Origin of the sequence: Lacticaseibacillus manihotivorans DSM 13343 = JCM 12514 (genome assembly GCF_001435035.1) — a bacterium.
In the GTDB taxonomy this organism is placed as follows: domain Bacteria; phylum Bacillota; class Bacilli; order Lactobacillales; family Lactobacillaceae; genus Lacticaseibacillus; species Lacticaseibacillus manihotivorans.
On the sequence record NZ_AZEU01000030.1, the window covers coordinates 1 to 12,232 of the forward strand.

10 protein-coding genes and 1 other annotated feature are annotated in these 12,232 nt (G+C 47.7%); of the genes, 9 read left to right on the forward strand and 1 reads right to left on the reverse strand.

The window, feature by feature from the left end; genetic code table 11:
- The first annotated feature begins 152 nt into the window (after positions 1-152).
- From FD01_RS02060 to FD01_RS02090, 7 genes are all read left to right on the forward strand, one after another.
- Positions 153-1,163 carry a DUF916 domain-containing protein gene (locus FD01_RS02060; protein ID WP_162257331.1) on the forward strand — a complete coding sequence of 337 codons (1,011 nt, stop codon included), beginning with the start codon at positions 153-155 and terminating at the stop codon, positions 1,161-1,163.
- Between the two features lie 18 nt (positions 1,164-1,181).
- Entirely contained in the window at positions 1,182-2,906 is a 1,725-nt protein-coding gene (locus tag FD01_RS02065; RefSeq protein WP_056962431.1) for a hypothetical protein, read from the forward strand.
- Between the two features lie 45 nt (positions 2,907-2,951).
- On the forward strand, positions 2,952-3,182 hold the full coding sequence (locus tag FD01_RS02070; RefSeq protein WP_054718281.1) for a hypothetical protein: 231 nt from the start codon (positions 2,952-2,954) through the stop codon (positions 3,180-3,182).
- A gap of 153 nt (positions 3,183-3,335) precedes the next feature.
- Positions 3,336-3,974 carry a redox-sensing transcriptional repressor Rex gene (locus FD01_RS02075; protein WP_056962432.1) on the forward strand — a complete coding sequence of 213 codons (639 nt, stop codon included), beginning with the start codon at positions 3,336-3,338 and terminating at the stop codon, positions 3,972-3,974.
- A 39-nt stretch (positions 3,975-4,013) separates the two neighbouring features.
- Positions 4,014-4,216, forward strand: a binding site (T-box leader).
- Positions 4,217-4,263: 47 nt separating this feature from the next.
- Positions 4,264-6,906, forward strand: a complete 2,643-nt coding sequence (locus tag FD01_RS02080) for a valine--tRNA ligase (RefSeq protein WP_056962433.1) — start codon at positions 4,264-4,266, stop codon at positions 6,904-6,906.
- A gap of 250 nt (positions 6,907-7,156) precedes the next feature.
- Positions 7,157-8,941, forward strand: a complete 1,785-nt coding sequence (spxB, locus tag FD01_RS02085) for a pyruvate oxidase (RefSeq protein WP_056962434.1) — start codon at positions 7,157-7,159, stop codon at positions 8,939-8,941.
- A 64-nt stretch (positions 8,942-9,005) separates the two neighbouring features.
- The gene (locus FD01_RS02090) at positions 9,006-9,251 is read left to right on the forward strand and encodes a YdeI/OmpD-associated family protein (protein ID WP_054718277.1); all 246 of its coding nucleotides are present in this window, start codon (positions 9,006-9,008) and stop codon (positions 9,249-9,251) included.
- 41 nt (positions 9,252-9,292) lie between these two features.
- Here the strand turns inward: FD01_RS02090 and FD01_RS02095 are convergent, their stop codons facing one another.
- Positions 9,293-9,766 (reverse strand): nucleoside 2-deoxyribosyltransferase, encoded by a 474-nt coding sequence (locus tag FD01_RS02095; RefSeq protein ID WP_054718275.1) that lies wholly within the window; start codon positions 9,764-9,766, stop codon positions 9,293-9,295.
- 222 nt (positions 9,767-9,988) lie between these two features.
- Between FD01_RS02095 and FD01_RS02100 the strand changes: the two genes are divergently transcribed.
- Together FD01_RS02100 and FD01_RS02105 are read left to right on the forward strand one after the other, a co-directional pair.
- Complete coding sequence (locus FD01_RS02100; protein ID WP_056962435.1) at positions 9,989-10,885, forward strand: ABC transporter ATP-binding protein; 897 nt, start codon at positions 9,989-9,991, stop codon at positions 10,883-10,885.
- Entirely contained in the window at positions 10,878-12,146 is a 1,269-nt protein-coding gene (locus FD01_RS02105; RefSeq protein WP_054718272.1) for an ABC transporter permease, read from the forward strand. Before FD01_RS02100 ends, FD01_RS02105 begins: the two co-directional genes overlap by 8 nt.
- Positions 12,147-12,232: the final 86 nt, after the last annotated feature.

Here is a 12,232-nt window from a genome sequence, read left to right on the forward strand (position 1 = left end):
TTTTGTCTGAGTGCTAACGATAGTGGCTAACTTGATTGTAAAACGCGGGTAAAAATCAAACTTTAAAGCAGCTCATGATTGCGCTGCTTTTTATCATATTTGGATTAGCAAGTGCACAACCAGTTCATGCCGCTTCGACGGCAGCGCTTGGGGTGCAGCCAATTCAATCCACTTATCAACGCGATAAAAATGTGACCTATTTTGATTTGCTTTTGAAGGCTGGGCAAGTAACACCAGTGCAAGTCAAGCTGACCAATTCGTCCAATAGCGCGATAAAAGTTAACGTACAAGCCACCACCGCCACGTCCAGTAATTCTGGGATCGTTGATTACACGGGTGGTTCTAATACGTCAGATCGCACCTTGCAACACAAAATGGGTACTGCCTTAAAAGGCGCTTCGTCAGTTACGGTGCCGCCCAAAGGGAGTAAAACTTACTCGGCAACGTTAACGATGCCTTCGACCAGCTTCTCTGGCGTTATGGTCGGTGGTTTAGTGTTCACGCCAGCTAATCAAGCGACTGCGACTTCTGGAAAACTGGGGGTCGTGAACAAGTATGCCTACACCGTTGCGGTACTCGCCCGAAATTCCAGCACGATTTTAGCGCCAAAGCTGGAAATCGGGACGATCACATCTGGCCGGATCAAACAAGTCAACCAAATCCAAGCGCAAGTTCGCAACACCACCGCAGCGTTTGCCAACCACATTGAAGCCATCACCACGATTAAAACGCCAAGCGGCAAAACCAAGACGTTGCGGTTAGCGGATGCCCAAATGGCCCCAAACTCCAAGCTATATCAAACTTTAGCTTTAGGCACCAAGGTTAAAGCTGACGATTATCAAGTGAACACGACTGCTTATTGGGGCAAGTCATCGACTGGGGCCTACGCTGACGGACATGGTAATCACTATCAATATCGGACAAACACCAGTAAAACTGTCAAGATCACGCAGACACAAGCAGCCAAGTTGACCAAAGCGGCGGCGAAGGTTCACAATGGTATGCCGAAGTCCTACATCATCGCAATCGTAGTCGGCGTTGTCTTGCTGTTGTTAATCATTTTCTTGTTGATCGTGATCTTTATGCGGCGCAAGCAATCTTCCCAAAAACTCGCAGACCTGGAAAAACAAGTTGCTGATTTAAAAAACAAATCAGATAAATAATAAAAGGAGGCTTCCTCAATGAATGCACTGCGCAAACACTTATTCATCGTGCTATCGACGCTGCTCGTCTTCATTGCGGGAAGCCTTTTTGTCGAACCGCAACAAGCTCACGCAGATACCGATTATCAAAATGAAACCTTAGTCGGTGATCTCGGTTTACCCCAAGAAGTGGTGGGCGTTATGATCAAAAACTCTTTAGATGCTAACGGGAATACGCCGAGTGTGTCCGCGACTTCGGTAACGGTTGGCAATATTTCGCAATGGCAAACGGTATCTTTGGCTAATCGTAAACAAAATGCAGATGGTACGTATACCAGCAGTACAAACGCAACGGTTGCCGCATGGTTTGCTGGGTTGAAGACGTCAAGTGACAACCAAGTCGAAACCAAAGACATGATTTTGTACCAAGATATGTCTGAAAACCAAAGCAACAACTACACCGGGCCGAAGATGCTGGCTGATGGCATCCCGGCCAACTATGGCCACGCTGCATACAGTGCAGCTGATCTGCCCATTTTTAACAAAATGATGGCTTTGTTGATGTGCGCGACAGATGCCAAAACGATCGACTTAACTGGGATCGTCAGTCAAGTCTCAGATCCGGCGATTCGCATCAAGATGCTGGCAATGTTTCGTACGGATGATATGAAAAGTCTGACGGAATTAGATTTAGGGTACAACAACTTCGGTCCTGCCGTTGGGACGTCTGGCTGGGGGTATTATTCGTTTTACTCCAACACGTTGCATTCAAGCACCGTCGAGACTTGGGACCTTTCTTATGAAGGGCTGACGTCGTTGGATTCTCAATTGTTGATGAATATTGGGAATCAAACGCGAAATGTGAATTTGGCTTCTAATTCATTGATCACGATCGATTGGAATAACGGCAACTGGTTGGCTGGCCCTGGTGATGATGGGAACATCGATCTTAGCGGAAACAATCAAATCAATTCTACAGATCGTAATACATTGGACGTGCTGTTGAAAGTTTCAGGCAATGGGAGTACCACGGTTTTGCCAGATACAGTGGCCAATGACATGGTGACTGCAGCGATTGCCGCCAATGTCGGCAAAAGCTTGAGTGCCGTTGTTTTGAACAATGTTGCGGCACAATTGGATACTGACAGTTTGGTCGCCTTGGTGAATTACGCGACTGGTCAAGGACAATATGAAGGCTTCAAGGAAATCTTAGCCTCTGATGATTTTGATGTGTCCAAACTTTCTGCATCGGCTTTGCAAGGGTTGAGTGATACGGAATATACCGCATTAAAGAATTCGTTATCGACTAAGAACCAGGCTGCAGTTGAAACCAAGAAGAATGATTCAACTGGCGGCTCAACTGGGTCGACTGCCAACCTCGCAACCAGTGGGGCCTGGCAGTTTGTCTATCAACTAGGGACTGATGCTTCTGCCATTAAAGGGCTGGGCGCGTTAAATTTGTCTGGCACCTTACCCAATGGTCAAAGCTTGATGCTCTCAATGGCGCCTTGGACCAGCGGCAATACGCAGATAAATCCTACAATTAATTTTGCTTTACGGAATACGTCAGTATCAGTGATTGCAAACGGCTCGGTGCAAACAGTTCAAGAAAATCGTAGTGGACAAGACATGCCACTCAATTTGGCAATTTCCAATCCGACGTTGAGTCTATCCGCAGATCAGGTGACAAACTTGACCAGTCAACAAGACTTCAATGGCGTCTTGGTTTGGACCATTCAAAATGTGCCAGTCATGCCGCGCTAGTTTGGTGTATACTAGGCAAAAATATATCCGCTGGGGGTTATCACCATGCATGAAGGCCAAGAACAATTTCTCCAATTTTTCTTAGATGCAGTCCAAGAGGGTCAGCAAGATCAAGCCAAGCACTTATTGTTTGGTGCTTTTGGTCAGATGCAATCCGGAACGTTTGATCATGCAGCGTTTGATGAACTGAAAGATCAACTGCTCGCAATCGTGAAGCCAGATAAGCAAGCCCAAGTTCAAGTCGCGATGGCAAAGTTTGCCAGCACGTTGAAGTGAAGCTGCCAAGCACTGAGCAAATGCGTTCAGTGCTTTTTATTTTGCTTCAAGAAGTTGCCACGACGCGGTTGTAAACGATTTTATGTTTGATTTTTCACAAGGCGCGTGATATCCTAATATGTGAATGAATGAACACACTTTGGAGGTGGCGTTATGCTCGACGCAAAAACAAAAGTGTCGAAGGCGACGATCAGGCGGATCCCATTGTATTATCGAGCGGCTCAACAAATGCAGCAGCAAGGCATTCGCCGCGTGCGCTCGGATAAGTTGGCGGAGATCATTCATATTCCTTCGGCGACGATCAGACGTGATTTTTCGAGTTTTGGAGAACTGGGCAAAAGTGGGTACGGGTATAGCGTGGCGACGTTGGTGGAAGAATTCGGCCAGCTGTTGCAAGTGCAATCGCCTGAAGATATCGCGTTGATCGGCGTCGGCGGGTTAGGCGCGGCTTTGATCGAAAACAATTTTCGGCGCAATCCAGATCTCGATATCGTGATCGCGTTTGACCATGACCCGGCAAAAATCAACACCAGCATCGGCGATATTCCGATTTATTCGTTTGCCGAATTGAAGCAGCGCTTGCCTAAAGGCGTGCATACTGCGATCGTGGCGGTGCCAAGTTCCAGTCAAGCAAGTGTGATCCCCCAACTTGAAGCCGCAGGAATCACCGCGATCATGACCTTTGCCCCGCAACCGGTCGCTTGCAAACCGACGACCACGATCCGCTATATCGATCTCACCTCAGAATTACAAAGCCTGTTATATGTGGCCCACCAAAAACAAAAAGCATAAAATTCGTTGACGGCAACCAACTTCCAAGCTTATAATGCGAGTAACGCAATGAACAAGAGGCGTGAAAGTTGGGTTTTCAGCGAGTCGACGGGTGGTGTGAGTCGATAAGCCAATTTTCATGTGTAGCTTGTGAGCTGTCATCCTGAATGCAGTAAGGCTGACCGGCACCGTCCGTTATCGGTTTTAAGTGGAGAAATTTTTTTCTCAATTTAGGTGGCACCGCGAGTCAACTCGTCCTAATTATTAGGACGAGTTTTTTTGTTCACAAAAATAATTGGAGGATCTATCCATGAAAGAAGAATTAGCCCCAAAATTCGACCCTCAAGCCGTCGAAGCTGGCCGCTATGATAAGTGGTTGGAACAAGGCGTTTTCAAACCATCAGGCGACAAGAAAGCCAAACCTTATAGTATTGTCATCCCACCGCCAAATGTCACTGGGAAGTTACATTTAGGCCATGCTTGGGACACCACGTTGCAAGACATGTTGATCCGGCAAAAGCGGATGCAAGGCTTTGACACCTTGTGGTTGCCAGGGATGGACCATGCCGGCATCGCCACCCAAGCCAAAGTTGAAGCCAAGCTGCGCAAAGAAGGCATCACGCGCTATGACCTCGGCCGCGAAAAGTTTGTCGAAAAAGTTTGGGAATGGAAAGACGAATTTGCCGCAACCATCAAGCAACAATGGGGCAAAATGGGCTTATCCTTGGATTACTCCCGTGAACGCTTCACCTTGGATGATGGCTTATCCAAAGCTGTGCGCAAAGTCTTCGTTGACTTGTACAACAAAGACTTGATCTATCGCGGCGAATATATCGTCAACTGGGATCCGCAAGCCCGTACCGCCTTATCTGACATCGAAGTTATCCATGAAGATGATAAAGGTGCCTTTTACCACATGACTTATAAGTTCGCTGACGGCACGCCTGGTGGCATTGAAATTGCCACCACCCGTCCTGAAACCATGTTTGGGGATACTGCCGTGGCGGTCAACCCATCAGATGAACGCTACAAAGACATGATCGGCAAAAACGTCATCGTGCCGATCGTCGGTCGCGAAATTCCGATCATCGGCGATATCCATGCCGATCCTGAGTTTGGGACTGGGGCCGTTAAGATCACCCCAGCCCATGACCCTAATGACTTCCAAGTTGGGAATCGTCACAACTTGGAACGCATCAACTGTATGAACGATGATGGCACCATGAACGAAAACGCCGGCAAGTATCAAGGCCAAGATCGCTTCGAATGCCGTGAAAACTTGGTCAACGACTTGAAAGCTTCTGGTGACTTGTTGAAGATCGTCCCGATTGTCCACAGTGTTGGTCACTCCGAACGTACCGGCGTTCAAGTTGAAGCCCGCTTGTCCACCCAATGGTTCGTCAAGATGAAGCCACTTGCTGAAGCTTCCATCAAAAACCAAGAAGGCGACAACAAAGTCAACTTTGTACCAGAACGCTTTGAACATACTTTCTTAAACTGGATGAACAACATCCATGACTGGGTCATCTCGCGTCAACTGTGGTGGGGTCATCGTATTCCTGCGTGGTACAACAAGACGACTGGTGAAATGTATGTCGGCATGGAAGCACCAAAAGATGCTGAAAACTGGGAACAAGATCCAGATGTTTTGGATACTTGGTTCAGTTCTGCCTTGTGGCCATTTTCCACGATGGGCTGGCCTGATACGGATGCGCCTGACTACAAGCGCTACTACCCAACGGATACTTTAGTAACCGGCTATGACATCATTCCTTTCTGGGTAGCCCGGATGATTTTCCAAGGTTTGGAATTCACCGGCCAACGCCCATTCAAGAACACCTTGATCCACGGCTTGATCCGTGATGAACAAGGCCGCAAGATGTCTAAGTCCTTGGGCAACGGCATCGATCCAATGGATGTTATTGAAAAGTACGGCGCTGACGCTTTGCGTTGGTTCTTAGTTAACGGGTCCACTCCTGGTCAAGATACACGTTTCTCATGGAAAGCAATCGGCGCTTCTTGGAACTTCATCAACAAGATCTGGAATATGTCGCGTTTTGTTTTGATGAACCTTGAAGATACCAAGGCCGACGCGCAACCAGATCCAAGTACCTTTGATTTATCTGATCAATGGATCTTCGCGCGTTTGAACGAAACCATTGAAAGTGTCACCGCTAAGTTCGACAAGTTCGAATTTGGGGAAGCTGAACGTGATTTGTACAACTTCATCTGGAACGAATTGGCTGACTGGTACATCGAAATGGCCAAGGAAGTCTTGTATGGCGAAGATGAAGCAGCCAAGGCTGCCAAGCGCATCAACTTACGCTATGTCTTAGATCAAGTGCTGCGCTTATTGCACCCAATTATGCCATTCGTGACTGAAAAGATCTGGTTGACCATGCCACATATCGGCGAATCCATTGTGGTCGCTTCATATCCTGTGACGCACAAAGAATTCGAAAACGCAGATGCCATCAAGCAAATGCAAGCCTTGATCGAATTAATCCGGGCCGTGCGTGGGATCCGCACTGATGTCAACGCTCCAATGGCAAACGAAATCGATATTCAAGTGAAGTTGCAAGACGCTGACTTGAAGCCGATTTTTGAAAACAACTTTGAATTCATCAACCGCTTCGTGCACGCCAAGGAATTTGAAGTCGGCACAGACCTCGATACCCCAGCGTTGGCTGCCTCTGCTGTCATCAACGGCGCCACGATCTACGTGCCACTGGCTGAATTGATCGACTTAGACGAAGAAATCGCTAAGTTGACTAAGGCAGAAAAGAAGCTTGATCAAGAAATTGCCCGCTTTGAAAAGAAGCTCGGCAACCAAGGCTTCTTAGCCCAAGCACCAGCTGAAGTTATTGACGAACAAAAGGCCAAGTTGGCGGATGCCCAAGCCAAACTTGCTGGTACGCAAGATCGCATCAAGGAATTACAAGCTGCCAAATAATTTGGTTTAAAATGCAGGATATCTTCGGATGTCCTGTTTTTTTACGTCCAGTGTTTTTCAAAACGGTTTTGGCGTTCGAATTGTTTTGAAAAGCACAACGATGCCATTGCCTAAAACTCGACGATGATGGCGGTTTCATGATATGCTTAAATTGGCATAAGGAATTCGCCGGACACCACTTGTATTTTGTAAGCGTTACGATATACTGTTGTTGTAGATACTTATTAAAAGAAAGTTGGAGGACGAGCTCATGGCAAAAATTAATGCATCCGACGCAATGTTGAAGGTTATCGAATCTTGGGGCGTGAAGAATATTTATGGGTTACCAGGCGGGTCATTTGACTCCACCATGAACGCCTTGCATAATCGCAAAGCCACGCTGAATTATGTCCAAGTACGGCATGAAGAAGTCGGGGCGTTGGCCGCAGTGGGTGAAGCCAAGGTCACCGGTAAAATCGGGGTCACTTTTGGTTCGGCTGGCCCTGGGGCGGTGCATTTGCTCAATGGGTTGTATGATGCGCAATATGACCATGTGCCAGTTTTGGCATTAGTCGGGCAAGTCCCAACCAGTGCGATGAACACCGCGTACTTCCAAGAAATGAACGAAAACCCGATGTTTGCTGACGTGTCCGTGTATAACCGCACCGTGATGACTGCCAAACAAATGCCAGCCGTGGTTGATGAAGCGATTCGCCAAGCCTATGCGCATAAAGGCGTTGCGGTGATCACGATTCCAAAAGACTTAGGCTGGACGGAAATTGAAGATGATTATGTTTCCAGTGCGCCGTTGTATCAAGATCCGATTTTGCCAGAACCAGACTTGAACCGAGTCGATGAAGCGTTGAAGATCATGAACGCCGCCAAGCATCCGATTTTATATGTCGGCAATGGCGCGCGCGGTGCGAAGGATCAAATCATCGCCTTATCTGAAAAACTCCATGCACCAATCGTGGTGACGGCATTGGCCAAAGGCGTGGTGCCAGATAGTTATATCGGCAACATGGGCTCTGCAGGCCGGGTGGCATCCAAGCCTGGGGTTGAAACTGCCCGGGCAGCAGATGCGGTGTTGTTCTTGGGGTCTGACTTCCCATTCCAACCTTACTTTATTGCCCCAGATGCCAAGTACATTCAAGTGGATATCGATTCTAGCAAGTTAGGGCGTCGCCATCATGTGGACGTGGCGATTTTAGCGGATGCCAAAAAGACGATCCAAGCGTTGTTAGACCGCTCTGATCCATTACCAGAAAGTGCGTGGTATCGCGCGGCGTTGGCCAACCACAAGAACTGGTGGGATTGGATCGCCAGCTTTGATGACGACAACAGTACGCCGTTGCGCATCGAACCAGTTTTCAAAGCGATCAATGATGCGGCACTGCCAAATGCGATTTTCCAAGTGGACGTGGGGAATGTTACCATCGACGGCATGCGGTTCTTAAAAGCTGACCAACAACAGAAGTTCACGACTTCTGGCTGGTATGCAACAATGGGCTATGCCCTGCCAGCAGCCATTGGCGCTAAGTCCGCATACCCAAGTCGCCAAGTATGGTCAATTTCTGGTGATGGCGGGTTTGCCATGGTGATGCAAGACATTTTGACCCAAGTGAAGTACAATTTGCCAATCATCAACGTGGTATTGACCAACGAATCCCTGGGCTTTATCGAAGCGGAACAAGATGACACTAAGCAACCACACTCTGGGGTTGATTTGATCGACGCCGACTACGGGGATGCCGCAACGGCACTTGGGGCGCAAGGCTTTGAAGTGCACACGCTGGCAGAATTGCATGCGGCGTTTGCTGCAGCGTTGAAAGCTAAAGGCCCTGTGGTGATCGATGTCAAAGTCACTGACTTGCGGCCAATTCCAGTGGAACAATTGGTGTTGGATAAGCAAACCCAAGACCCAGCCGCTGTTGATGCCTTTGTTGAGAAATATTCAGCGCAAGCGCTGATCCCGTTGCGGGCTTTGCTGGAACAAGAAGGCGAAGCAGGCAAAGGGGAAGATGTGAAAATGATGATTCACAAAGGCGACCAATAAAATGGACAGAAGCGACGGCTGAAAAGGCGTCGCTTTTTGCTATACTGAATTTGAGGTGACCAAGATGAGTCAAAAACCATTAGCTGAATATGCTGTTGATATTCCAAGAGTTTCAGAATTATTGGCCGATGACGCTGAGCTGCAAAGCTTCTTTGATGCGCTGACGCCAGGCTACCAGCGCGAATGGGCGCGATTCATTTTCGGGGTGGCAAGTGAAAGCACGAAGCTGAAGCACATCGACGCGATGAAAATCGTGTTTAAAGCGGGATATAAATCTAAGCGTGCCTATGATTCACGACCGAAAGCATAAAAAAGTGGCGTCTCACATTTATTGTGAGGCGCCACTTTTGGTTAGGCTTTGGCTAAAACCGCTTTGATCAAGTCTTCTTCAGAATTGAAGATCTCTCCGTTGAGTTTGATCAAGCCGGTGGTATACAAGTTTAAATAGTGGAATTGATTTTCGGCAACGTTTTGCAAGGCGGTGAGCTTTTGAGGGTTCATCGCGCCTTGTTGGCGACTGTCAGTATACAATCCGAAAATTGGGATCTGTTTGGCATAAGCCACGCCGATTTCGCTGGCGACGCCGGCATCGATCACTGGTCCATCGAGGATGGCGATCATTAAATCAGAGCGCAACACTTCTTGGGTGTCGGCCTGTGCGATCATGGTGGAATCGGCGTAAGCATTCTTATCATTGATCGCGGCGTTTTCTTGCGGCAAATAAATATCTAACGCGCCTGACGCGAGTCGCAAGCGTTTGACCAAGCGCGCATTGAAGTCGTAATCTGCGCGTGAAAATAACCCATTGGCAAAATAAATATGCATAAGAAACCTCCCAAGCAAGAATGATTTTAATATATCATTTTCTGGTTGGTTGTGCACGGTTTCAAGAGGGAATCTTTGATCAAAAACTAATTAGACTTTTTTCTAAGTAGATGCTATTATCTATTTAAATAAATATCTAAATAGGTTGCACACATGCTTTGATTTTGTGACTGTTTGTGTGCGGTTACATTTGGTATGATATGGGGTAAAGGGGTTGGGAAAATGTTAGAAGTGGAGCACTTGGTGAAAACCTTTGGGTCGATGACTGCCGTCGATCACGAAAGCTTTACCATTAAACCAGGCGAGATCATGGGCTTGATCGGGCAAAACGGGGCCGGCAAAACCACCACGTTTCGCATGATCTTAAATTTTTTGACGCCTGATAGTGGTGCGATTCGCTGGAATGGGCATCCGTTAACAGCTAAAGACTATGATGTCATCGGGTACTTGCCAGAAGAGCGTGGCTTGTATCCGAAAATGAAAGTTGCCGATCAAATCACGTATTTTGCACGATTGCGCGGGATGAAAGCTGCTGATGTCAAAGCCCAAATTCCCGAATGGCTCGACCGCTTTCAAGTGAAAGGCAAGCCGACGGATAAAGTCAAAGACTTGTCCAAAGGCAATCAACAAAAAGTGCAACTGATCGCCACGTTGATCCATATGCCGAAGCTGGTGATTTTAGATGAACCGTTTTCCGGTTTGGATCCAGTCAACGCGTCAGTCTTGCAATCAGGAATCGAAATGTTGCGTGATTCCGGCTCGGCGATCATTTATTCGAGTCATGATATGGGCAACGTCGAAGCGATTTCTGATCATTTGGTAATGTTGAAAAATGGCCAAATGGTGTTGAACGGGACAGTGGATGCGATTCGCGAAAGCTTTGGCCGCACGAAATTGTATATTGAATCTGGTTTGTCTGCGGAACAGTTGCGGGAATTTGATGGCGTGGAGAAACTGGTCGCGCATGGTAATGAGTTTGAATTGACTTTGGCCGATCCTGAAGTCGGCCAGCGCATTTTCGCTCAGGCGACGGCTAACGGATACATTCCAGAATTTCGCCAGCAGCCGCCGACGTTGGATGAAATTTTCCGCACGAAAGCAGGTGCCGCACATGCATAAATTTTGGGTGGTATGCGGACAGGTCTATAAGAAAAATGTCCGCAGTGGGTCGTGGTTGTTTCTCGTGTTGTCGCCGCTGATTTTTGTCGGGATCGCAGGGTTGATCGGCTATTTCGTGTCACAAAATGTCCAACCGGCAAAAGTGGCGGTGGTGATCGTAAACACCCAAGCACCTGCCAAAGGGTTGTTGAGCAAAGCGATTCTTAAAACCTCAGATTCAAATATCAAATTTGAAGCGGGTACGACGCAAACTTCCGCAGAAAAAGCACTGACCAATGAGAAAATCGATGGCATTTTAACGGTGACGACGAAACCGAAGATCTCAGCGAAGTATGTGGAGCGTAGTAATGCGGATAATAACGTGGATACCAGCACGTTGACCGCAACCTTATCACAACTAAAATTACAACAAACAGCAGCCAGTTTGAAACTTGCGCCTGAAGCGTTGACTGCTTTACTAGCTCCAGCTAAAGTCACCAAGCGCACCGTGGCGATCGAAAACGGCAAGCAAGTCGCCAAAAATGATACCACTGCCGCAGTGAATAAAGCCTTTGCTGGGGTGCTGACCGTCTTTATTTTGATGATCACCATGGTTTATGGTTCGATGCTGGCCCAAGAAATTGCGACGGAAAAAGGCTCGCGGATCATGGAAATTCTATTGTCCAGCGTGTCGGCGACGACGCAATTCTTCGGGAAGTTAGCGGGGATGTTTTTGTTACTGCTCACCCAAATCGTGGCCTATGTGATTGCCGGAGCCATCGGTTGGGTGTGGTTGGCAAAGTTAGATTTTGTGAAGTCGCTGCTCAAACAAATTGATTTTTCTGTGTTAGCATCACAAACCACTTTGATCGCCGTGTTGTTCTTTGTGGTCGGGGTGATGACATACGCAGTGCTTGCAGCGTTGACTGGCTCGTTGGTTTCCAATCAAGAACAAGTCAATACCGCGGTGATGCCGATTTCCATGTTAGGCTTGGCGGGTTACATGTTGTCCTTTATGGCGCAGACCGGGGATTCGCCATTGTTGCGGATCACAAGCTTCGTCCCATTTATCAATGCAACCGTGATGCCAGTGCAATTGGCGTTAGGCCACGCCGGCTTTGCAATGGCTTGGGCGTCACTAGGCGTTAGCGTGATTTTCTTGATCGGCTTTACTTGGGTCGTGGTGGGCGTCTACCGCTCTAATGTGTTGGTTTATTCCGATGCGAACTTTATGAAAAGGTTGCGCACTAGCTTCAGTATCTGGCGTGCAGAACACAAATAACGTAAAAATCGAGCCCGCAATGGCTCGATTTTTTTACCCGCGTTTTACAATCAAGTTAGCCACTATCGTTAGCACTCAGACAAAAT